This window comes from Allocatelliglobosispora scoriae, from assembly GCF_014204945.1.
Lineage (GTDB): Bacteria > Actinomycetota > Actinomycetes > Mycobacteriales > Micromonosporaceae > Allocatelliglobosispora > Allocatelliglobosispora scoriae.
Genome location: NZ_JACHMN010000002.1, coordinates 851,764 through 876,230 on the forward strand (window position 1 = coordinate 851,764; position 24,467 = coordinate 876,230).

At 66.5% G+C, this 24,467-nt stretch carries 13 protein-coding genes; 4 read left to right on the forward strand and 9 right to left on the reverse strand.

Features of this window, described 5'->3' with window-relative positions; translation table 11 throughout:
* The first annotated feature begins 313 nt into the window (after window positions 1–313).
* Together F4553_RS09585 and F4553_RS09590 are read left to right on the forward strand one after the other, a co-directional pair.
* A complete protein-coding gene (locus tag F4553_RS09585) occupies window positions 314–1,933 on the forward strand; it encodes a hypothetical protein (protein WP_184834621.1) in 1,620 nt (539 codons plus the stop codon).
* On the forward strand, window positions 1,930–2,877 hold the full coding sequence (locus F4553_RS09590; RefSeq protein ID WP_184834623.1) for a hypothetical protein: 948 nt from the start codon (window positions 1,930–1,932) through the stop codon (window positions 2,875–2,877). The genes F4553_RS09585 and F4553_RS09590 overlap by 4 nt, the downstream gene beginning before the upstream one ends.
* Before the next feature lie 1,161 nt (window positions 2,878–4,038).
* Here the strand turns inward: F4553_RS09590 and F4553_RS09595 are convergent.
* Complete coding sequence (locus F4553_RS09595) at window positions 4,039–5,865, reverse strand: DNA/RNA helicase domain-containing protein (protein ID WP_312875147.1); 1,827 nt, start codon at window positions 5,863–5,865, stop codon at window positions 4,039–4,041.
* 299 nt (window positions 5,866–6,164) lie between these two features.
* Between F4553_RS09595 and F4553_RS09600 the strand changes: the two genes are divergently transcribed.
* Window positions 6,165–7,004, forward strand: a complete 840-nt coding sequence (locus tag F4553_RS09600) for a hypothetical protein (protein ID WP_184834627.1) — start codon at window positions 6,165–6,167, stop codon at window positions 7,002–7,004.
* A 1,087-nt stretch (window positions 7,005–8,091) separates the two neighbouring features.
* On the opposite strand, the gene F4553_RS09605 is transcribed toward F4553_RS09600, so the two are convergent.
* The 6 genes from F4553_RS09605 to F4553_RS42330 form a co-directional block, all read right to left on the reverse strand.
* Window positions 8,092–9,006 (reverse strand): hypothetical protein, encoded by a 915-nt coding sequence (locus tag F4553_RS09605; protein ID WP_184834629.1) that lies wholly within the window; start codon window positions 9,004–9,006, stop codon window positions 8,092–8,094.
* Window positions 8,997–10,169 (reverse strand): restriction endonuclease subunit S domain-containing protein, encoded by a 1,173-nt coding sequence (locus tag F4553_RS09610; RefSeq protein ID WP_184834631.1) that lies wholly within the window; start codon window positions 10,167–10,169, stop codon window positions 8,997–8,999. The genes F4553_RS09605 and F4553_RS09610 overlap by 10 nt, the downstream gene beginning before the upstream one ends.
* Window positions 10,166–11,437 (reverse strand): HsdM family class I SAM-dependent methyltransferase, encoded by a 1,272-nt coding sequence (locus tag F4553_RS09615; protein ID WP_184834633.1) that lies wholly within the window; start codon window positions 11,435–11,437, stop codon window positions 10,166–10,168. Before F4553_RS09615 ends, F4553_RS09610 begins: the two co-directional genes overlap by 4 nt.
* Window positions 11,438–11,943: 506 nt before the next feature.
* The gene (locus F4553_RS09620) at window positions 11,944–12,363 is read right to left on the reverse strand and encodes a hypothetical protein (RefSeq protein ID WP_184834635.1); all 420 of its coding nucleotides are present in this window, start codon (window positions 12,361–12,363) and stop codon (window positions 11,944–11,946) included.
* A gap of 228 nt (window positions 12,364–12,591) precedes the next feature.
* On the reverse strand, window positions 12,592–18,804 hold the full coding sequence (locus tag F4553_RS09625) for an RHS repeat domain-containing protein (protein ID WP_184834637.1): 6,213 nt from the start codon (window positions 18,802–18,804) through the stop codon (window positions 12,592–12,594).
* A 20-nt stretch (window positions 18,805–18,824) separates the two neighbouring features.
* Window positions 18,825–21,539, reverse strand: coding sequence for a LamG-like jellyroll fold domain-containing protein (locus tag F4553_RS42330; RefSeq protein WP_184834639.1), 2,715 nt, complete (start codon window positions 21,537–21,539; stop codon window positions 18,825–18,827).
* Window positions 21,540–22,352: 813 nt separating this feature from the next.
* Between F4553_RS42330 and F4553_RS09635 the strand changes: the two genes are divergently transcribed.
* A complete protein-coding gene (locus F4553_RS09635) occupies window positions 22,353–22,727 on the forward strand; it encodes a hypothetical protein (RefSeq protein WP_184834641.1) in 375 nt (124 codons plus the stop codon).
* Between the two features lie 77 nt (window positions 22,728–22,804).
* On the opposite strand, the gene F4553_RS09640 is transcribed toward F4553_RS09635, so the two are convergent.
* Window positions 22,805–23,569 carry a hypothetical protein gene (locus F4553_RS09640; RefSeq protein WP_184834643.1) on the reverse strand — a complete coding sequence of 255 codons (765 nt, stop codon included), beginning with the start codon at window positions 23,567–23,569 and terminating at the stop codon, window positions 22,805–22,807.
* A gap of 465 nt (window positions 23,570–24,034) precedes the next feature.
* Window positions 24,035–24,367 carry an RNA-binding protein gene (locus tag F4553_RS09645; protein WP_246466261.1) on the reverse strand — a complete coding sequence of 111 codons (333 nt, stop codon included), beginning with the start codon at window positions 24,365–24,367 and terminating at the stop codon, window positions 24,035–24,037.
* Between the last annotated feature and the right edge of the window lie 100 nt (window positions 24,368–24,467).

A 24,467-nucleotide genomic window follows, 5' to 3' on the forward strand; every position in this document is an offset into this window, starting at 1 on the left:
CGCGCAGACGCCGCACCTCAGGACGGCCGCCGCCGACGTTCTAGGGCCTTGTCCACACAGGCGACACCCGGCCAATCATCACCGGCAGCGCCAGCACCGTCATAGACGCCCGCGCATTCGTCGACAACGGCGGCCGACTCAGCCCCGACTGGGGGGCGCCTGCCACAGCCCGCGCCGTGGTGCCCGGCAGCCGCCTCGCTGACAGGCAGCGCCACTCAATCCCGCCTAACCGCCAGACCGCCGTCACCTCCACGACTACAGCACGCGACGCTCCCGAGCCGGGAACCAGCGCCACACCGACCAGAAGGCCCTCATGACACGCCCTCGCCTGTTCGCCACCGCCACGCTCACCGCACCGTTCCCCATCCTGCTGCTCACCGCGGCCCTCCAGCACGCGCCGCACCTCCGACCCACGGCGCTGCTCGCGGCGATCCTGCTGACCGCGCTCGGTGCCGCGTTCGTCTACCGGCACCGCACCGACGCCGCCGACCGGACCGTGGCCCGACTGGGCGCGACCAGCCCCGCGCTCGGGGTCGCCTTCACCGCGGTCACGTGCGGCGCGTTCCTCGCCCTGGAGCTCGCCACGCTCGCGCTGGCCGACCGGGTCCTACGCGAACTCAGCACCTCCCCGACGCCGCCGCGGTGGCCGATCGCCGCGCTGTGGCTGACCGCCGTGGTGCTCGGCTGGTCGCGGTGGCGGACCGGGGTATGGCCCCTGGCCCGGCTGCTGCTGCCCGCGCTCGGCGTCGCACTGTGGCTGTGGGCGCAGGCAGCCGTCGGCGACCGGCTCGCCGTCGGGCTGCTCGGCGACCGGTGGCCGGTACGGGCAGGGATCGGCGGCCTGCTGCTGCTCGTGCTGCTCGCCGGCACGCTCGCCTACAGCGGCGGCGAGCCGCAGCGGCGGATCACCAACCAGATCACCACCGGCGCCTGCGCCGTCATCCTCGCCCTCGGCTACCTCGGCGCGGTCCTCGAGTCGTTCCGCCGCCTCGGCCCAGGACCGGTGCTCCCCGCCCACCAGATGGCCGAAGGCGAATCGTGGACCACCGCCGGCCCTACCGGGTTCGACGCCGCCGAGGCCGCGGTCTCCGGCGTCTACCGGGTCTTCGGCACCGGCATCGTGCACACGACCACCGACCTGTGGCTGTGGCCGGTCCTCGCCGCCTTCACAGCCGCCGTGGTCCTGTTCGGACGCGCCGCGACCGACCGGATCGACGCTCTCGGCCTCGCCGCGACACCCGCCCGGCACCCCGAGGACCTCGTGCGGGTGCACTCGCACCGGGTCTCGCGCCTCGCGCACACCCTGCTCAGCGGAGGTCTCCTCCTGCTGGTCGTCACCCGCCCCGAATCCCTGCACCTGGCCTACCTGGCGTTCGCGGTCGGCACGGTCGGCATCGCGTTCATGGCAAGCCTCACCCTGATCGCGGTCGGCGTCGCCCGGCTCGACGACACCGGCACCCTGCCCCGCACGCAGTGCGGGGCGCTCCTGGGCGCCGCCGCGGTTCCGGCCGGCGCCGCGGTCTGCCTCCTGCCGCAGGTCCTCGGCTGGTCGTGGTCTACGCCGCGGCTGTGGGCCGTCTCCGGCGGCTACCTGGCCGTGGCCGCAGCGGCCGCCCTCGGCAGCCGGTGGCTGCCCAACCACGCAGCACACATCAGCCGGGCCCTCGCCGGACCGCAGGAAGACGTCTACCACTGGGCGCCCCAGGTGGTAGCAGCCCGGTGGGAGACCCGCGACGGGTACACGGTCGGCATCGGCGACGAGATCAGCGTCACCGAACCGAGCGGCGAAACCCTGTCCGGCGTCATCGAGGCCGTCGACCACTGCCACGGCTGGCCGGTCATGCGCACCCGCCAGGGACCCGAACCTCTGCGCGCGGTGCAACCCCGCGACATCCTCACCCCGACCCGCACACCGGCTGGAGCCCAGGCATGACCGACCCGGCCTCCGCCACCGCAGCACCGCACCTGGCATTCCCCGCGGTCGACGTCACCGCTTCGCGGCACCGCAACACGCGGCGACGACGGATCCGCGCCACCGCCGCCATCGCGGCGACCACCGCAGCCGTGCTGCTCGCCGCGAACGCCGTGATCTCAGAGTCCACGGCGGCACCCGCCCCGGTGTTCCAGCCAGGAGCCGTCGGGATGCGGTCCGCGCCCGACCCGGGCCTCATGGCGCTCGCCGACACCGTCCAGGCCGGACCCGCCGACCGCGCGTCCGGCCGGTACGCCTACGTCACCGCCGTACGCCTGACCCGCCACCAACCGGAACAGATCCTCGTCGAGGACCTCCAGCGATGGACCGCCGCCGACGAATCCGGTGCCACCTTCTCCCGCCGGTACACGGTCCCGGCCTGGACCGTCACCGAGGACACCGCACCGCCCACCGACTTCAACGCCGTCCCCGCCACGGTCACCACGAACTCCGGGTGGCCGCAGCACCTCCCCCGCACTGAATCCACCTGCCCGCCAGGCTCCGTCCTGCGCGACCGGCTGCAGGGCCCACGACCGGAGAAGGAGCCCTCCGCGAGGGTCCTCGAATCGGTCGCCAACACGCAACTCCGCACCGGGCTCACCCTCGCCTGCCGCAAAGCCGCGCTACGCACCCTCGCCATCACCGCCGGCACCGTACTCACCGGACCCGTCCGCGACCCGATCGGCCGCCCCGGCACCGGGATCGACACCACCGGAGACGGGATCCGGCACCGGCTGATCGTCGACACCCTCACCGGAACCCCGCTCGCCTACACCGCATGGCACGACGGCACCGGCCCCGACACAGGCCTCCTCACATGGACCGTCGTGACCAGCAGCACCCGCACCGACCAGACCTGGCCAGTCACCGCCCCGACCGCCCAGCCGCGTCCTGCCACGGGGTAGCAGAGCCGGTTGACAGCGACGACGCCCCGCCACGCGCGATGGACCGCTACGGGTCGGCAGGAAGCCCGGCCGGTCCGGTATCCGCGACGCAGCGGTGCGGTGCGGTTCGGGCGCCCCCGATGGTGTGCCCGCACGGCACACGCTCAGCGGTACTTGCAGACCTTCCCTACCGGCCGGCCCATGAGCTCCGCGATCTCCCCAGCCGAGGTATCCAAGCCGTCGACCCGCTCGTTGACGGCGGCTGCCAGATACTCCGGCATCCCGGTGTGGCCGTGTCATCCCCGCTCTCACCGCGGTCCTGATTGTCGAACAGGAACGATTCCGCTTCCGGCTAGGGACACCAAACCCACGAAAGCTCGCGCGACGCCGCCGCAGGACACGCCGCGACCCGCAGACACAGAACCCGCAGGACACGCCGTGCTCGCCGTAGCGGCATCCGCAGGACACGCCGTGTCCGCACCGCAGGACACGCCATGCCACCCCACCTACCAATGACCGGTTCACAACACCTACCCCCCAACGATGACTGGGGTTGTCGATCAGCTTGCGGTTACGCGCGCGAGCGGCTCGCCGACCGCCGATGTCGTTCTGGGAACCTGCCCGGCAGGTTCCGCTACCGCCGGCAGGAAGCCCTGGGGCGAAGCGGCTCGCCATGCGGGACATCCTCGCCGCGACGACGCGCCGTCCGTGTTCCGGCGGCTGACGCTTACGGCCACCGCTGATGCCGTTGACGACGCGACAGGAGCCGCAGCACCGCAGGACCGCTGGTGCAACCGCCACAGCTTCGGCCATTCGGTGTCGCAGATCGAGGGATCCCAGGAGCACCTCAGGAGCGGTGGACGCAAGGTAGCGTCTCATCGGTCGTAGGACCTCAGGCCTCGTCGGGAGTGCAGGGTGTCGGCGTGATCGGCGCCCAGTACGCGGGCCCGGTCGGCGACCAGTTCCTGGTAGAGCCGTACCGCCTCCGCCGCGGCGCCACACCCGCATCGGTGACGGCTTGTCCTCAGTCGCTCCCAGCGGTGTGGCGTCGGCGGCTCGGAGTCGGGCTGAGGTGACCGCCGACCACGGTGTATTGCACATCCTTCGATCGCGTCAACCGCCCGGGCGAAGCGCCACCGACGCGTCCGTACCGGCCCGGCACATCCTTGCGGCAACCCGGCGTCAGCGGGTCATCTGCTCCAGGAACGCCTGGGTCTCCGGGTCGGTGGAGTACACGACCACGCCGCGCATGCCGCGCGTGAGCAGCACCCGGTAGGTGTTGCGGATCAGCTCGGTGAAGGAGCCGCCGTCGGCGCGCCTCACCGCAGGATCCTTGCAATGCGACAGCTGCGCCACCCAGGCGTCACCGCGGCGCACGAAGTCAGGGCCGAAGATGACACCGGCCCAGTCGTACTCGAAGCCCTGCGCGGTGTAGATGCAGCCGACCTGCCCGAACCCCCGCGTGTCGGTCGCCCAGAAGTACGAAGCCGGCGCGTCGGGAACCTTCTCCTCCGGTTTGACGTTCCACGGCCGGGCCCAGTCGCCGATGACCACGTCGGCGACGAGGACCTTGCGACCCTCGCGCAGCACCGGGTCGCTCCAAGGCCAGCAGTACCCCGCCGCGATACGCGCGGTGGTTCCGTCGTGGCCGGACTGCTGGTGCAGCAGCCACGACTCGAGCTCGACCGGAGAAGCAGCGGACCGGACGAGGAAACGCCCATCGTCACCGGAAGCCGACACAGACCAGGGCTCGGGCGGATCCGGGTGCAGACCCAGCAGGCGGACCGACCAGGCGTCGTAGGCGTCCGAGCCACCGGAACGGTACTGCCCCTGCAGGCGCACGGTCTCCACCTTGCACCCCAGCGCCTGCGCCGCATGCCGGATCGCGACCTCCGAGCCCATCTCCCCCGGACGCACGATCTGCTTGTCGTCGAGCAGGAACACCGGCACCTGCGCGACGTCGATCAGCTCGTCGACCTGCTGGCGGGCCGCAGCCCGCCGGTCCTTGGGCGTGAACCTGTTGACACTGGTCTCGCGCAACCGGTGCGCCTCGTCGCACAGCAGCACGTCCAGCGAGCGCGGCTTGGCGCCGATGAAGTTGTTGAAGTAGACGAACATCTTCTGCACCGCGGTGTTGCGGGTGCCGGCGACCTTGCGCATGGTGTTGGTGAAGGCGCTGGACCCGGTCGCGTGCAGCACCCGCAGGCCCCGGCGGCTGAGCTCGCCCAGCAGGCTCAACGCGATCACGCTCTTGCCCGAACCCGGGCCGCCCACGACGATGACGACGGTCTGCTGCCGGGCCGTGCGGGAGCGCTCGACAGCCGCCCTGACGGTGGCGAACGCCACCTGCTGCTCGTCGAGCAGGACGAACTGCTGGCGCTCGCGCAGCTCGCCGGCGGCGACCGCGAGCAGCTTGCGCGACGGGGCGAGCTCCGCGTTGAGCAGCGTCTCGGCCGCGGCGCGGGCCGGGCCCCGGCCGGCCGCGGGGTCGAGACGGGCACGCAGCCTGTCGACCAAGGCCGCCTTGCTGTCGAGGGTGTAGAGGCTGCCCCAGTCGTCGGTGCGGTACTGGCGGATGTTCCACACGCCGGCGTCGCGGGCGTTGTGCAGGTAGGCGAGGCCGTGCACCGCGTCGGGCTGCTCGGCCAGCACCGGAGTGAAGTCCACGAGCTGCTGGCAGTACCGGCGCACCTGCTCTGCCGGGTGCAGCACCGGCTGGGTGTAGCGGTCGATCTGGACCAGGTCCTCGTCGACGGGCTCGGCGTGGCTCCACTGCTTGAGCTCGACCATGACGAACGAAGGCGCCCCGGTACGCGGGTGGGCGCCGCAGAGGATCAGATCGGCTCGCTTCGGGCTGTAGGGCAGCTGGTGCTCCAGCAGGACCTCGACATCACCCAGCCCGGCATCGGCCATGTCGGCGAGGAAGGCCGGCAGACTACGGTCCCAGGACCGGATCTCCGGGGCGCCGACACCGCTGTTGAGCGCGAATCGCGCCTGCTCTGCGAGCACGGCGACGAGCCTGCCTGCGCGGGCGTCCTCCAGCAATACCGCAGCAGAATTGCGCACAAGCGCCACTGATTTCGTCTCCCACCTGGGCACGTGTCATCACGTGCGGGTGGGGGCATCAACGCTGTGGCAGCGGTGCCCGGCGGGCCGCTCACACAGCGTAGCGGCCGCGATGCTGGCGCCCGGATCCGGCTATCGATCGAACCAGCGCACGCTGATGCTCGTCGCCTCAGACGCGCAGGTGGTCGACTCTGTGGAAGCAAAACTCGCTGGCACACCTCTACCTGCCAGCAGATATCGAGATGATCTTCCTGGACCGGCCGCGTAGGATCCGCCGCATGCATGACCGGCCCGACCTCCTCGAACACACCCAGCGACTGCGCACGGCGCTGGACACAGCCGATCATGCCTTCGTCGATGTGCCACTCGTCGGCGCCGTGGACGGCTGCGCCTACTGCTACTCGCCCCGCGATCTCGAGCTCCTCGGCGGCGACCTGGCGGCGGTACCCGACGACCTGGTCCGCCAGTTCGCCGCCGAAGTCCCCGAGCACTGGACCGCCGAACAGTACGGGCTGATGTGGCGCGGCCTCGCACCGCGGATCCTGCACATGGCCGCCGAGCAACCGGAGTTGATGATCATCCCGTGGGCGCTGCGGGGCCCCAGTGCACCGCAGGCCTGCTTTCACGATTGGCCGCAGGCGCAGCAGAACGCGCTCGTCGAGGCGTACTCCGCACTGCTCGCCGCCTCCTTCGTGACCAGGCAACCCGCCGACGTCATCGAACTACTCGGCCCACTGGCACAACTCCACGACGACGTCGGGCCCTGGCTCGCCCAGATCGACGAGATGAGCGGTCCCGCCGCGGATGCCGGCTTCGTCCGCCTGGCCGCCCACTGGAGCAACGAGATCGCGAGCGGCAGACAACCGCACTGGTACTGGTACCCCGACAACCCCGTAGGCCTCGTGACCGCATGGCTGAGTTCGCCCCCGGTGCTGGACCGCCTGCGCCACTTCGCAGAGCAGCACCCAGGCTGCACCAACGCCGCTGGCACCCCGTCCGTCATCGAAGCCCTAACGACCGATACGGAACCGTCATGGGACGTTGTCGGCAGCTTGGGCGGTTGCAAGGCATGCATCATCTGATCCAGCCCGGCCCATCACGGGCAGGTCAACGGTCACCGTCACCCGTCCAGAGGGGGAGCAGTTTTGGGATGTATCCCGCCATGGAGATCGACCTGCACCTCGACCGTGTTTAAGCAGCTCAGCAGCCATAGGGTCGTGCGGTTGGGTACGCGTTTCGGGCGTCGAGGATGGCCCGACCGAGGTCGCCAACCTGCGCCATTGCTCTCGTTGACGATGAAGGGATCTCTCGGATGACGACCAGCCCGTCGGCGCACGCTTCGCGGCATGGGACCCGAACGCCGAAAGTTAATTCAGCACGACCTGTCGACACACGATCGACGGCAAAACGTACAGCGGGGTTCTGGATCAAACGGGTGGCAGGTGACGGTTGCCTTTGGCTCCATATAGCGCTTGATCGACTCGTCGAAGTGATTCGCCGGTCCGATCAGACACGTCGCGACACGCTCGCAGATAGGGAAGCCATGTACGCCGATCTTGCGAGTCCGGGGGTACGTCGGTGTAACCAATCGCGTTGATCGACGCCACAGCGCGTTCGTCGAGGACGGTCCACCGTAGTGGAACCATTGTCATTAGCATCGCGCTGCCGAGGGCTGGCCCAACGCCCTGAAGTGTACGTATCACACGCATCGCCGCCCCGTCATCCAGGCAGCCTCGCGCTGCGGCAGTGATATCCAGGATGGCTTGGTCAGACTCCCGCGCGAGTCCCCTCAGGGCGTTGGTCCGGCGGTGCGCCATGGCGTCGAACTTCCAGGCGACAACTGTAAGAGCAGCCGCGCGATCGAGTTCCCTCGCCCCAGAGACCGGCTTCAGGATCTGGTCGTGCCCGGCCGGGTAGAGCTGGGCCCATGCCCGTACCCAATGAGTCAGGTCATCGTCGATCACGGATAAATCCTACTTACGATGGGCTTTCGATGCGAAGAGCGGTTGATCTCTCAGCGAGCTAACAGCGGCATGAGAGTAAGCACTTGTTGGCGGCTCGAGCCATCGCCAAGCACGCAGCCGCGCGGCGGGGCTATTAACCCACGATTGTCGCTGCTCACATGAATCCGTGAGCGCAGACCCACTACTGCTTGAAGGCCTGAGGCCGTCACATCGCGAGTTGCCAGATCAGCTCGTCCCAGGTTTCCTCGCGAACCGCCCGCGACGCCGACTCCGTCAGGTCGACGGCGATCTGAGAACACAGGAACTGCGTGATTCCCATGATTGTGAGCCGGATCTGTTCCCATTCGCGGGCGTGCTCCTTGACGTCGATGAATCGAGGCCGGCCCGGCATATCGGCAACGTGCGATAGCGTGTTTCGGCGTTCCGCGAACTGCGTGAAGTGTTGGCCGATCTGCTTGCCCAAGTGTTCGGGTAGGCCTCGTCGCACCGCGACGACGAGTTGGGTGATGGCGGCGCTGCCGTTCGGCGCCTCGGGCTGCATGCCTTCGGCCAGGCCGGTTCCCCGCCAGAACGTAGAAGTCCCCATTATCTCCGGCCACGGTGGCGTGACCGTCGAGAGATGGAGTACGTGTTCGACGAGCCCTTCGTAGGCGGTCCGGACATTGGGGTCCTGAGGAAGCATCGCTGGCGCGACAGGAAGGTTCTGGTCGATGTTGCCCATGACCGTGCCGAGAGTCCAGCCGACCACGACCGGCTTCCACATGGCTAATAGCTCGGACGGGGTCTGCGGAACCTCCGCGAAGACGCGCTCGGTCACCTGAGTGCGAAGATCGACGCCGAAGTCGTAACTCGGTCCGCTGTCCCGCATTGATGCGAGCACCCAGCTCGCGAGAAGTGCGTGGGCATTGTCGAGTGCGACGAAGTCCTCCGGCCCGGTCGCGGACACGCGGTCACGCTGCCACGTCTTCTCGTACCGATCAGCCGCGTCCTTTAGCCATGAGAGATCTCGGCCGATTTCGCCTAGCCGCTCCATGAGCAGATCCGAACGAGCTGAATCCCGGGAGAGCATGCGGTAGAGCACGGCGAAGACCAGGGGTGATAGTTCGCAGGTCAGTCCCACAGCGCGTGCTCCAGCCGGACATCGAGTGACACCTGCGGTTCACTGCTGCTGGTGTGCTCGAGGGCCTCGGGCGGCACAGGCAGGCGTGCCAGCATATCCTTGCGCATATTCGGGATGTAGGCCCCGGTCAAAAGGACCTGCCGCAGCCCGTATCCGGTCTGGCCGTTGAGGTAACGCACTAGAGCCGGTCCGGCGGACCGTTCCCGCAGGCGCAGTACGAAGAGGTTCCGGTCGACAGCGCTCGTCGTGGTGGCCAGCACGGCGTGCGGACGGTTGCCCACCGCGGCGACGAAGATGTCACCGGGTTCGGCCACCACTGTTCTCGGTTCAACCGGAGTCCACCGGCGGGTCGGCCTGCCACCGAGCACGGCTATATCTGTCACCGGCAGAAGTTCCGGTCCGGGTTCGACGTGGTACTCCAACGGCTGCATGCTATATCCCCGGGCGATCTCCCTGCATAGTTCGCCAAGTGGGACGCCGGCGTTCAGCGCGTGCGGGTCCGGGCTGACGAGCGCGATCTGCCAATCGCCGCTGGATAGGTCAGCGATGCGCCACCAGGTTTCGCGGGCCTCCTCCTCCTCGTGCCGGGTCGTCAGCTCGACGCCGTCCAACCGGTGTCGGAGCCGCGCCATTTCGGCGAGCGGTGGCAGCGGGATCTCCAAGTCGAGCAGCGCCGATTTGGCGGTGGCCCGGCTGGCGACGCCCGTCGCAATATGAGTGCGGAACATGCGACCGGACCGGCTGGTGAGCACCGCCCAGATCCACGGCCCGAGCTGTTCATCCGCTGCTCGTAAGGCGAGGAAGGAGGATGAGACGAGGGAGCCAACGTGCTCGGGCCCTACCAGCAACAACGGGAGATCCGGCAACATCGGCACCAGCACATCGCCCGGCCGCAGACCCGTGCCGGAGTCCCTGACCTGATAGGCGGCGCCCCGGTATTTCAGGCTGCGTTTACGTATCCCGCCGCTGATCGGGTCGAGGCTCGCCGGGGTGATGACCGGTACGTCCCGCTCAACCCAACTCTCCGCCAGTAGTGTCGAGGTCACGTCACGGAGTCGCACCAACGGAGTGTCGCGGCCAGGCCAGCTGAGCGCCGCCGCGGTCAGGGCGACGGGGTCCCAAGTGCGGGCGTCGCGCAGCGACGTCACCGTTGACGCGATCACAGCTTCTCCCCGTCGATGTGCTTCAGCGCTGCTTCAAGCGCTGCGCCGTCTGGGGCGAGCTGTGTCTCCCAGTCCTCACCCAGTTGCGCCACAAAGGTGTCACCAGCCTGGGATACGTCGATCACCAACAGCACGGTCCGAACGCTGGCGCCCGGAACGGCACCTACCGGAAGGCCGAGGATGGCCGCGACCCGGAAGTTCGTCGCGATGTAACGTCGATAGGGCTCAGCATTGGCGCGGAATGCGACGTTCAGCGGAAGGTGTAACACCGCTCGCCCACCGGCCTTCAGCAGACGGAGTATGCGGTCCAATACGACGAGATCTCCGTCTCGGGTCTTCGAGCCGTCCAGCAACTCGTGGTGGTCGGAGAACTTGAGACCGAACGGCGGCGCGGAGACGACACAGGCCGACCGCGCAACATCCGTTTGCAGGGCGTCAGCGGCTATGATCTCGACCGGAATCGGCGCGACGTCAGCGATGGACCGTGCCACGTCGGCCGTCCTTTGGTTGAGGTCGTACCCCCGGACGGTGCTCAGTCCCGTGCCGTGCCGCTCGGCGTGCTCTATGGAGTCCCAGAGAAACGAGCCGGCTCCGCAGAACGGATCGAGCAAATCGTCGGTGAGTTTGGCGCCAGCTAGCTCGGCAACCGCTCGGGCGACCGTCTTGTGGCTGGTGAAGAGCTCGCCCTCCCGCCCCCGGCGCTCGAAGTCGACGAGGGCTCGGCGGCGTGCCTGCCAGAGGGTCTCCTTCCGGATCGGAACCCACGTGCCGGTGTGAGTACGGAAGCCAGCCAACTTGAGGAAGTCCTCAGGGTTGACTGGATGTCCACCGCGAATCGGTGCCCTGCCTCGGTTGCGGTCGGCCGCTTTCCACAGCTCATCGCTGAGCAGCGTCACCGCAAAGTCGACGTCGGCGATCTCGCCATGACCGCCATACGGTGGCGGCTCCGGGCCGTCGACCCGGACGAGTCGCTGGATGCCAGGATCAGCCCGGTACCAGTCCGTGCCGTCGACCACGACGTAGTGGTCGGTGGTGCCGAGAAGGTCGCGAGACCGCGCCAACGCCGCAAGTCCTACCTCGGGACGAGCTGGGGCGCTCGCCTTCTTCATTTCTACCGCCGCCCATGGGACGAGCGTGCCGTTGATGTCAGCAGCCCAGGCGACGACATCCGGACGCCACCCCCTTCGGGCATCCGACATGGGCGGCTCCTGTGGTACGAACTCGTAGCCTGCAACGACAAACGCGTCGCGGATCGTCTCGTAACTCATGTCTGTTCGTGTCTCCATCTGGCACGCCGGCGGTCTCCACCGTAATCCGCGCTAGTGTCTGAGATCCGCCTCTGGGCACGGTATTTCGAAGGCACTCACCTCGGCATAAGCAGACGTAGCGCCCAAGATCGCCGTGGGCGCCTGGGATCGGTGGGAGGCGCGCGCGGGGAGCAGCGGAGGTTGGCCCTGGCACGCCGTACGCCCTTTCTGGGCCATGTTTGATCTCGCTGATCAAGTGTAAATCAGCAGTTCAGCCGCTATGGCCAGGCGTCCCGATCGGGAGCAGTTTAGGGATGTATCCTGCCGGGGGCACCTTTTGATTCTATTTGCCAAATTTGCCTGATCACTCGTCCCTATTGAGTGTGCGTTGACCAGGGCAAACATCCAGCCGCTCCCGATCGGGATCGATGCACAGGTCGGGATCGCCCAGACACGTTCGGGAACGGGCGGGAGCGCGGTCGGCGGGCATGAACGACGCTCCGTGTGCCTTCGGGCGCATCGACGTATCAGGGCGAGGCGTACGTGGATCTGCTCTGAGCTATCACAGCGTTGACTCGATCGACCCACTGTTGAGCGGCTGTCTCCTTGGTCGACGCCAGCCACCACACGTGCAGCGGGCGCTGATGGTGCTCCGCATCCTGGAACACGATCCTCGTTCCGTAGTAGGTGCCGCCCCGCCCGCTGTGCCCCGTGTAGACCTCCGCCCCGATCACCGAGTGCCATGGGATGATCCTGGTCCGCACCAGACCGCGGATGAGAAGTCCCCGCGGACGGTCGCCGTAGACACCCATCCGCGCGCACCGCAGTGCCAACAGACCGAACACCACGACGCTGAGAAGGATCCCGACCAGGCCGACCGCCACCTTCGCGGCAGCGGTCGCTGCCGTGTCCACACTGGCGAGGGCGACCGATATCCCGAGAATCATCATGAGGACCATCGCCACCGCGCCAGACACACCTTGCCAGCGGGACCAGACACGCACACGTGGCCCCGGACCCGGCCCGCCCGAGATGTTCGACGATGTCATCAAGGCTTCCCTTCCAGCAGGTGGACAGCAGTCTCGCATACTCGCTCCGGTACCAGGCGCACCTTGAACCGCCTGGTACCGGAGATCTCCGCTGACGTCGTCAGCGGACGAGCATGAAAGGTAAATCTACGAGCACGATGAAACCGGGTTGATCCCGCAGTAGGCGGAGCCGATCGCATAGGACGTCAGCCCGCCTTGGACCCAGCCTGCCGCCCTCTGGACCTTTTCGAACCTCGCTGCGGCTGCCAATGTCGGACCGGCGTCGGCAACAACCGCGGCAGCCTTCGCGGCTGTCACGCTCAGCGGGGCCACCTTTGTGGTTGCGATGAGCGTGACCTGTGTCGTTCCCAACATCGCACCCCGTTCGATCGCTGCGAAGGCTGCGGCCCCGGGGATCAGGCCGACAGTCGTCGCCGCAGCCTGCAAGGCAGCCGCATTCTTGTCACCCGCAAGGTAATACAAGCCGGCAGAAGCGTACCCAGCCAGCGCGCTGACCGCGGTGCAAGCTGGTAGGGGGCAGAACGACACTGCCAGACTGACCACCGACAGCACGACGGCCAGATTCTTGGTGTCCGAGATCCAGTTCCCCGCAGCCTTGGCCGCGTTCTTCGTTCGGCACCAGAGACTGGCGTCGCAATTCTTCTTTTCCTTCTCCGCATTCTTGCGGTTCGCCTCGGACTTATTGAACTTTTCTATGTTGGCCTGACATGTGCTGTCGCAGTAGCCGTCGTTGACGTCCTTGGTGTGGAGACCAGTGGGGTCCGAGAGTGTGGCGGGGTTGTTGGTGCTGTAGGAGTAGCCATGTATCTGCTGGACGTCGCTGATGTCGAGAATCGGATCGCGGCTGATGAAGGAGCCCAGTGCCGGATCGTAAACACGGGCGCCGAGGTGAGTGAGGCCCGTGGGGTCGAGGGTTCCGTTGACGAACCCCTTGTCGCCGGCCCACGACCCGGGCGGAGTGCCGCGAACACTGCCGAAGGGATCGGTCCGGCGACGCGTGACCGTCAGCGTCGAGGCATCGATGGTCGCCTCACCGGTGTTGTGGTGGTCGACGCAGGTCCACGAGAGCTTCGTCGGTGTCCTTACGGCGATCGCGGCGCCGCCAAAGGTGTAGTAGTGGGTTCCGGTGGCCGTTGTCTGGCCGGTGAGGCGGCGCAACTCTAGGCCGCCGGGCAGGTAGAGGGTGGTGCCGGCGGAATCACTGCGCAGGAGGCGGTTGCCATCAGCGTCGTATTTGTAGCCGTCTGTGCCAGTGGTGGCGAGGTGGCCTTCCTTATCCCAGGTCAGGCTCTTCTGTACGCCGCCGATGGTGCGGGTCTTCATGTTCCCGGTCTCGTCGTAGACGTAGGTGTCGGTTCGGGTCAGACCTCCGGTGACCACGACCTGCGATGTGGTGTGGGGCCTTGTGCCGGCCGCTCCTGCGGGAGCCGGCTGGGTGTAGGTGTAGACCTTGTCCGTGCCGACATTGTCGGTGGCGGTGGTACGGCTGCCTGACTTGTCGTATCGGTACGACCACCAGTACGGCGCGGTGGTGCCCAGGAGGGCGTCGGACCGGGTGGCGTCGCAGTCGCCGGTGATCTGGGTCCAGGCTTCTTCGAGCCGCCGTAGGTAGTCGTATTTGTAGCATTGGTGGTCGGTGGCTTGGCCGCCGTTGGGCGTGTCGGCGACTTTGGTGAGGTTGCCGGTGTTGTCGTAGGTGTAGCCGAGGTTGAAGACCTCGTTGCTCAATTCCGGTACGACGGAGGTACTGGTGAGCCGCCCGGTGGGTTCGTCGGTGCTGTAGGTCTGCCAGATCCGGGAGTTGTTCATGCCAAGGATCCGCTGGGTTGTCTGGCCGAGATGGTTGTAGGTGTTGGTGTTGACGTAGACCTGTGTGGAGGAGAACCCGACCGGAAGGCCAAGGTCGTTGCTGTAAGAGGTGGTCAGCGTCTCCGCAGCGAGGCCGCCAGCGGCAGGCGTGACGGTCTGGGAGACCTGCCCGTCCTTCTTGTAGGTGGCGCTGAAGGCATAGGTGCCGGCCAGGCCGGTGCCTTCATTGCCGGGGATGGTCACCTGAGTGGCGGTGGGCCGCCCGAACGTGTCATATGCGGTGACCTCGGAGACATACTCGTTGAGCGCGGTGTCGTAACGGATCGACTTCGCTGGTTTGCCGACGCCGTTGAGGACCGTGTCGAACGTCCACTCGGCCAACTTCGCCCCCGCGACGCCACCGTCGCGTTCGCTAGTCTTGCGGCCCAGGAGGTCGTAGGTAAAGCCCAGCGTTGTCGTGCGGGCGTCGGTGGTGGTCTTCAGCGCCCCGTCGTCGTAGTAGGTCATGGTCGAGATGCCTTTGTCGGGGTCCTCGTCCTTGATCTTGTTCCAACGCTGGTCGTAGGTGTATTTCCAGAGATTGAGCATCGGGTCGGTGATGGTGGCCAGGTCGCCGTGCGGGGTGTACGTGTAGTCGGTCTTGTCGAAGGTCGACCCGGTGTAATCGGTGTACTGCCGCAACTGGGCCGTCTTGCCGCGGGCGTCGGTGAGGGTTTCGGTCTTCGTGCCACCGGTCGGCGGCGTGACGGTCACCCGATCACCACCGTAAGACGTCTTCGTCCGCCATTTTTCGACTCCAACGGCGAGGAAGATCACGTCGGTGTTACGGCCCGCTCCGTCGTAGACGTTCTGGGTGACGGCGGGGATAGTGACCGTCGGCACCGCGACGGTTTTCTGCGGTGCGGTGGTGTCGTTGTAGTAGGCCGCTGACGACCAGTCGAGCAGGCCGCGCGAGTCGTACACCGTGTCGGTGATGTTGCGGCCACCGCCGACCGCGTCGGCTTGGACCTGACGCGCTCGCAGCATCCCGTCGAACAGGGTGATCGACGTCGAGTACTTGTCGGACAGCGCGTAGGGAAGCAGTTTCTGCGTGGTGACCGCTGTCGGCGCGTTATTGCGCACGTCGTAGGCGAACTTCATGGTCGCGCCCTTGCCAGCGGCCTTATCCTGGGCGGGCAGCCATACGCCGCTCAGACGGCCGAGCCCGTCGTACGTCAGGTCGGTCTTGGCATTGTTCGGGTCGAGGATCTGCGAGGGTGCACCCCACGCGATATCCATCGTCGTGGTCGTCGCCTGCAACTTCGGATTCTTGACAAGTTTCGACGTCACCGGCCCCGCCTTGACCGGGGTATAGGTTGTCAGCGTCTCCCTGGCCAGCGCATCCTTCGTTGAGGTAGGACGGCCGTTCTCGTCATACACGGCAGTCGACGTGGGGATGTAGGTCGGGGTCGTGCCGGACCAGGACGCGACCTCGTCAGTCTTGACGACTAGGCCGCGGGTGGGAGCGGTACCGACCGGTAGCGTGGCGTTGTCGTAGTAGGTGCGCACGTCGGAGACGACGTCCTTGGGCGACCCATCGGCGTTGGCGCCCCGGGTCGGCGTGGTGGCGCAGTCGACCTTGACGGTTTCGACGCGGGAGACCTTGTCGCGCATCCATGCCGTGGTGTTGGCGTCGGCATACTCGGTGCGTATGCAGAGGTTGTCGTTGGCGGTGCTCTCGTCGCCGAGATCGTCTACCTCATAGGGCAGGTTGTCGCCGTTGACCTTGGTTTTCGTCGCGATCCAACGGGTGGAGCCGTCCCATTTGACGGTACGGTCGTATTGAGCGGCGGTGGAGACCATGTAGGCCTTGATGGTGGCGCCGTTGGCGGGGGTGCCGGTCTGGACCGCTGCGGGTTCGGACAGGCTGCCGGAGATCACCGGACCGTTCACGCCGGGTGAGACGACACCGTTGTAGGTGATCTCCTCGCGGAGGGTGCCGGACAACGCTTCGGCGTCTTCGATGGACTTGGTGTGGGTGTCGCCGGTCCCGGCGAGGGAGTCGGTGATCCACACGTCCTTGACGCCGGAGGGGGCGGCCTTGTCTCCGTCCATGCCGCGGAAGTACCGGTACTGGGTGACCGACTGGGTCCCGGCTTCGAGGCCCTTGCGGACCTGGACACGGCCGTAGCCGCGGAACTCGCCCCAGGTGCGCTTCTTGGCCGGGGTGAGCTCCGAGTCATCGTAGTGCCAGGCGGGCGTGTCGAGGTAGTCGTAGTTGGTCTGCTCGTGGCTGAACCCGCCGGTGTTGTCGTACACGTCCACCCGCGAGACGACGTACTTGTGGAACCAGTCCAGGGTCGCGGTCTGCCCGGGTGGCGCGTAGTACTGCGGCATGCACCGCTTGTCGTTCGTGGCCGCGGTGGGAGGGCTGGTCCGGGAGCAGTCGCCACCGAGGTAGCTGATGCCGATCTGCGCACCGGACTCGGTGACGATTGACGTGATCCGCCACCGGTTCAAGGCGGTGCGGCCGTCGCTGGGGCCGTCGATGCGGTTCGGGAACGGCTCCGCGCCGGGACTGAGCACGATCTCCGGGTCGGACACGCTCGTGCCGTTCTTGATGCCCGAACCCGTGCGCGTGATGCCCGACAGGAACATGGGGATGCCCTCACCCGACAGCGACCCGGCGTCGAGGTAGTCGTGGCGAAGAGCCCAGCTCTCCACCGTCCGGAAGGCGGCGGGAGCCAGAGAGGTGTCCCATACCTGGGCGTTGATCGACGCCAGGCGCTTCTGGGTCCAGAACGTCGGCGATCCCTGCTCGGTGCACTGGTCACCCGGGTAGCAGTACTGGTCGAACGGGGTGTCCGGGAACGACGCGGCGATGGCTTTATTGTTGGCGTCGTAGCAGGTCGCAGAGGGCTTGCACCGGTCGGCGACGTTGAAGACGATCCGGGCTGCGGCTTGCGCCTGGTCGGTACGGGTCCCGTACTCGATCTTCGTCAGGTAGCCGCCCCGGTCGTACGTGGTGCGCTTGGCGGGATCGCCTTCACGTCCGTAGGCTCCGGCCTCCTTGGTGTAGGTGTAGTTCATGGTGTTGCCGTGCGGGTCCAGGACGTAGTCGAGATTCCACCGCCACGCCTGGGTCTGCCGCGACGCCGCGAAGTCCCCGGAGACGTACCCGGGTTCACCGGGGTGGTTGCCGTACACCGGCGTCGTCCACACCGACGACGACGCGGCGACCTTGCCGAAAAAGTACTGGATGCCGTCGATCGTGGTGACCTTGAAGTACTCGCCGTCGGCGTCGCCGTTGCCGATCGACACATCTTTGATCAGCTCGATGCGCGAGCCGTCGTCCGAGACGCCCTTCCATTTGCCGCCACCGACATCGACGAGTTCGGTGGAGCGGCCGTTGAGCGACATGGTGGCGTTGCTGCGGTACCAGCACTGGTCACCGGTCGGCTGCGTCTTGTTGTTCGGGTCGTTGCCACCGACCTGGTCCCTGTCCTCCGAACAGGTGTCGTACCTGCGCTCGATGTAACCGGGCCACATGTCCCAGCCGTCACCGATCCACGAACCCTGCGTGTTTGTACCACCGGTACGACCGTCGACCGACTGCGACGAGTACGCCAGGGACAGCGACGGCGCCGGGCCGCCCACCGCCGACGGCATCCGCAGCGGGTACGACCACGAGAACCCACCGGTCTGCTGCGACACATTCCACGTCGACGCCGGGGTCAACGATGTCGCCTTATAGTCCCCGTTGTCGCCCGACGCACCAGCCGTCGCGGCGAGAAGCGTCGCCGCCCCGTCTCCAGCCAAGGTCACGTCTGCGGTCAGCGTCCGGGCTGTCGCGAGGTTGCGGGAATTGACCTGCCGTGCGTCCGACAGCCGGCACCCAGCCAGCTCCGGGGTGGTCAGAGCGCAAGCGGGAAGCTTGACCAGCATCAGCCGGGTCGCCCAGTCCCCACCGTACGCCTGCGCGAACGCCGCATAGTCGAGCTCCACGTGGACGGTGCCCGACGAACGCACCCCATCGGCACGGGCCACACCCAAAACCACACCCGATACCCCAGCCTTGGCTGCGTCGGCACGGTCGTGCATGCGCACCGCGACCTTGCCGACCGCGTCAGGAGCCGTGCGGGAGGACTTGACCTCGTCGGCCAGGGACACGTCCGACACCCACACCGGCTGGACACCGGCCTGAACGCGGCGGCTGGCCGAAGCCGCCGATACGTTACGACCAGACGCCCCGGGCACTGCGGCCGACAGGTCAGCGACGGAACTGCCCGCCGCCGGCCACACCGCCTTCGTCGGCCCGGTCACCCTCGGCGCACCAGCCACCGACAGCTTCGCCCCAGGCTTGCGATCCACCACCGGGATGCTCGGAACATCGGTCGGCTTGGGAGCCTTCCATTTCGACGCCGCCAGCATCACCCGCACCGCAGGTGATGCAGCGTTCGCCGGCGCCGCACCCATACTCGTGGCCACCAGCACCGCAGCCGCCGTCGCGGCGATCACCCTGCCGACGACACCCAGCTTCACATTGAGCATGCTTCGCCCTCTTCCCGCCATCACGGCGTCGCCTTGTCAACGTTGAGTTCAGAGCCGCTGAGCGCTGTCGCGAACAGGGCGACCCGGTCAATGGAACCGTTGAAAAACTGCCCGTCACTGCTGCCTTGACGCGCCCGACCGATCGCCAGCGCACCCGTGGCGGACCACACGTTCGTGAATGCGGTCGCCGGGTCGAACATCACCATCTCGCCGTCAGCCTCGATCCACATCTGCACCTGGTGACTGCCCGCGTCATACACGCCCGCCAGATTGACCCAGTCCGAGGTGGTCTGCTGCGCGTCCAGGCACGCCCTCGTCGACGCTGTATCGGTGGCCCCGTCAGCGGTGAACATGACAAAGCACCACGCCCTGGTGCCACCGTCGACCGGCACATCAGTGCGGTACTGCAGCCGGAACCCCGAACCCGTCGGACCGTCCTGCGACACGATCGTCATCATCGGCCCGGCAGGCGTGATCGTGCCCAGCTTCACCCGGGCCGTCACCGTGAACGACGCCATCGTGTTGACCACCGTATTCGTCGTGCCCAGCGCCTGCGAGGTCCCGTTGAACGTGACCGCCTTCGACGTGCCGGCACCTGTCACATACGGACTGGGCGTGAAGCCCGACAACAGCTGGACACCCGGGCTCGTGACCGTCGAGCCGACGGTATCGATCGATGACAGGGAATCATTCAGTTCCCACCGCCACGACTTGTTGGCTGCCGGAGCCACCAGGAACACGTAGTCGGCACTCCATGCGCTCGTGGTACCGAAAGCATCCTTCGACCGGGTGGCCAACGTATTCGGGCCGTCTCGCGGCGGAGTGACCGAGCCGGTCCACGCCCCGCCAGAAGCCGTCTTCCAGCCCAGCGAGGACCCGTTTAGCCTGACCTCGACACTCGCCGCGTCGGACGAGGAGGTGAAACTGAAGTTGCCGGCGACATTCTCGCCGCCGAGCCAGTTGCCGGTGGACTTCGGCTGGTAGGTCGCCTCCCCGCCGGAGGTCGCCGCGATCACGGGCACCGGTGGCGGCGTCGTGTCCACGGTGAACGACAGCCACGACGACCAGGTCGTGCCGCAGGCAAAGGAGTCGCAGCTCTGCACTCGCAGCGCATGAACGCCGTCGGCGAGATCGACCGGTGGGGCCCAGGAAGCAGCCGATCCGACCGTCCGATTGGTCACCGAACCGTTCGAGTAGGTCTGGCGAGTCGCGTGCGCGGAATCCCATACCTCGAACTCGACCCGGTTCGTCCCGCCGTCGACATCCTGCGGAGTGGCGCAGAACGTGGGCCGCTTCGCATTCGTCCCGGGCACAGACGACGTGGCGCAGTCAGTCACCCCTGAGGCCAGCACCTTCACCGCCGTGGAGGTCGCCGGCGCATGATTCCACTGCACGTAGAGCTGCGTCTTCGTGGGGTCGAACTTCTTCCACCACGACGCGGTGCCCTCTCCGCCGCCATCGCTCTGACGGGTCGAAAGGGCGAAGGCAGAACCACTCCAGCCGGCATCGACAGCGCTCTGAATATACGTCTTAACCGCATTCTGGTCGAAAATGACCGCTGCATCGGATTGCGGATCATCTGCGCACTGTCCCGTTCCCTTGTGCGCGTGGGCCGACCGCTCTCCCATCCAGGCGCCCAGCGTCGGCGTGCCCCACGTGTTCTTACCCGAATGGAACCCGCCCGCCGTCCACAGATTCACCGGAGTGTTGTCGCAGTCGTACGAGTGGGTCATCAACGTGCGCACCTCGGCGGCGACGACCGTGGCGGGCCCGCCGATCGCCGTGCCCGACGGGAAGAACCAGAAGGAGCGGTAGGTGCCGCTACCGTCGGTATTGACGCCCACCCGGGCAACCCCGTCATCACGTGTTGCGTTCGTCGAGTTCACATAACCCCAGTAGGCGCCGTTCGACGTGTCGATCGTCGCAACCGGATCGATGATCACCGGGAACACCGTCTCCGGACTGCTCAGCATCGCCTGATCAGGAGTCACCACAAGACTTGTCGCAGTCGCCGTCGCCGCGATCTCAGCGGTAGCCGAACCTTCCGGCGTCTCCGCCGCCAACTCAGCAACGTCCACGTCAGCCGGCACACTTTCCGACCGAGCCTCCATGACACCCTGCACCCCAGACCCCACCAGGCCGCTCGCGTCCCACATCGCCGCGCCACCGACCGTGATAGCCGGCACTCCAGCACCATCCACCGCGTCGAACCCGCCCGACGCCTTCGGCCGAACAGTCAGACCCGAGGCCGCCAGGTTCAACGTGACCGTACGCAATGCCGGATTGGCTGCCGCCTCGACGGTTTTCACGACGAGGACGTACCGGAAACCGTCTGCCAGTGCACGCACCCGTAGGTCAACACCGGGGAAGACCTCCGCGTACTGAGCCGAGTCCCCCTCGATGGCGGGGACGGGCAAACCCGTCGGCCATGAGTACGCAACCTCTCCGCCGCCCGCCTTGAACGTCGCGAGCGGCGTCGCACCACCACCCGAAAAACGCACATTCGCCACCGACGCCACAGGCCCTAACGAACCGTCCGACGCACGCTGGAGCGTCGTGTCCACCGGCTGCCATGACCCGTCCGGACGGTGCACCCGCACCGGCACGGCCGAGATCTCAGCCGTCAACCCACCAGTCGGCTGCGCGAAGACCAGGGTGTTCTCCGAACGCTTCGACAACACCTCAACCGGGCTTCCACACCGCACAGCCTCAGCCAACGCCGTGGACTCACCCACCGACTCGGTGCTACACGGCGTCGCCCCGGCTGCCGCGGCCGGGCTAGTCAATCCGAGCAGTGGAACTACTCCCCCCGCGACCATGACAGATGCCAGAACGCCGGCAATGCGACCACCAGTGCGGCCCCGCGCGGTGTGGACGCGCCTCGAAACTCGGCTGAACAAATCGTCTCCTCGATCAACATGATGATGCGGATCGAGACCCTAACCTCACCCATACGACGCCCGTGGCCCATCGGGCCACGCGACATAGACATCTACCAGGTATTATTCCGGCAACCCATTCCATGATCATCGATAGGTCAGGGCTCTGGTCCTGCGATGATCACAATGAGTTACCGAACACCGGCGATAACTATCAGCCCTGGAGCAGCCGACACCCCTGAGGAACGTTATGAAACCGTGATCATATTGGCGGCGTTCTTGAAGGCTGAAGATCGCGTGGCTAGCGTGGATTTTCGGCTTAAGAGTTCCTAACGCAATGGGGTGAATGATCGCCGTTGTTCGTCATGACGGCCGTGGTCACGGGTCTTGCTGGTATGAAACGTGGGGCTCTGATGCAGATTTGATGATCGATGGGAGCTAATGAACGTCGGCTGTGGCGGCGTTCTGCTGCTGTGGATGGAGAAGTCTCAAGATCTCACAGGACGGACCAGCCGCCTTCTTCGGCATGCCGGAGCACGAGGGGAACGACCTACCGAGCGACGCCAAGGCCACGGAGACCAAGACTTTGGGCCAGCCACGCGATCCCAACGCCGCACAGGCCCGCGTCACCGAACACATCCGGGCCGCGCGCATCCGATAGCACCACCGATGCTCCTCACGACCATCAGCGAGCTCGAAAATTGGGGGCGCTCGGTCTGGTACTTCGAGGTCGACGGCGGGGTCTACCTGCAGGGCCGCCATGCGCAGGTGGTGACCGAGGGACGGTACGTAGGCCACCAGCGACAGATTCCGCAATGTCCCTTCCCAGGACTGACTCCGGAGGAGATCCTCCGACGGTTGGAGTCCGACGAGACGGAAATCCGAGAGCGGCATTGGTTCGCGAAGTGGAGCGAAATCCTCGACAACGTGTCAGGCTACGCGTACCTCGACGACGAGCTGGCCATCGTATTCGCGGTGCGGGAATCCGAGCGCCCCGCTCTCCACGACTTCAGCAAGGTCTTCGTCGCCAGGATCCCGCCATGACAATTCGTGGCCGCCATCCTTGAAGCAGCTAACCCGCTGGGCGCTGAGTAGAAGGCTGTGACGCGGATTGGCCTTCGTCACGCGTTGGCCAGGCCCTCTAGGTCGACAGCCCCGACAAGCGCAGTGATATCAGGTTCTGCGGTCAAGTCGACTGGAGCCAGCTCCTTGCTACGCCCCGCCTGGGCTAACAGCTTCTCCAAAGCTATGGCGTTGAGGATGTCGACCGCATCGGCGTCATTCCAGTGCACGCCGAGCAGTGACGCACGGGCGACCCTGGCCGCAACCAGACACGGCATGTTGGGGCGTCCGTACACGTCGCGGCCATCGTTGCGGAGCACTACGACTCGGGCGAATGCCAGTCCAGGGGCGACTGCAAATGCTTCTCGGATAGTCACCAGGATCTGCCCGCACACGAAGTGTTTGTAGAAGTCGGCTTTGTCTGATTGTTTGATCTTCTTAAGCGACAGGTTGCCAGCCGCCGTGCGGCTCGGCATCTGCTCGGGAATCACCTCCGATACCGGTGGGACGAGCAGAACCAGCGACACTTCGTCACCTTCGACGCCCACAGCGGCGGATGGGGCCTCGTTGTCCTCAAACGCCTCCGCCAGGGTCTGAAGGACCACGTCGGGGTCGTTACCGCAAAGAAGCTGCCACTGCCGGTCGAGCGTTTGCTGCCACTCTGCCTGCTGATTCTTGAGACTTGACCAATGGCGGGCGACTTCGATTTCAGTCCACGAGACTGCCCTTTGCTTCGCCGCTGTGCGCTCTGTCCGCTTGAATATGCCGACACCCGCCAACGCCTGCTTCTCATAATGGGCGTAGATGGAAGCTCGGTCGGGCACAGGCGGTTCCGGTGCCAGTGGGCGTTGGGCCGCCGGGAAGTCGACCCGGTGCAGTGCCAAAATCCGCATGAACGCGTCTGCGAGCTGTTGCGCCAGGACCGCCTTCTCGGCCTGAGTGGCCTGCCGTTGTTGAGCAGCCAGCTGCCGCTGGTACGCGGCCTGCGCCGAAGTAGCGCCGCGACGCCCGCCGGTACTTCGAGCGCCAACAGACGTGTAGAAACCGACTGGTCCGACCCCGGTTGAGATTCCAGTACGACCACCGCCTATGTGTACTCGGGCAGCACGGGGACCTATGCTCGTTCGAAGGCCGCGCGAGGATGCCCTGATACGCACGCCTGGAGCAAGCTTGATTGAGAAGCCCACACATCACACCCTAAGTCGCATCTGAGGGCAGCAGCCCCGCTTTACAGCCCAGTCTGGGTCCACCACCTGTCCAGTTGGACCTGAACCCTTAGCCAGATCCGGCTAGGTCGTCGATTTCGGGTGCTGTCCAGCCGTGGCGGAGCACACAAGTCGCAGCTTGATCTGATGGTTGTGCTCGGCACGCCAGATCACCTCTCCGGACATAGTCGTCCCAATTTCCGGCAGGACGGCGTCGCGTGGCATGGCGGTGATCTCGGCGAGTCCTAACGCGTCGGGCGCACCTTTGATGCGGACGAAGACTCCGAATGGCTGTCGCGCTACGACCTCGCCGCGAACGTGGGTTCCGATCGGAAGATCGCGGGTAACCATCGGCCACGCCTGAGCCAGCCGGTTGGGATCGAAGGCATCTCGGTCAGGCCAGGAGTACGTCGTCATAGCTATCTCGTCAGCGTTGCATCACGCGATCGGCCCGCCAGTCGCCTTCTCGTATTGCAGTACTTGGCTGAGACCGACCCGTCGCCCGGCTGGCAGGCTC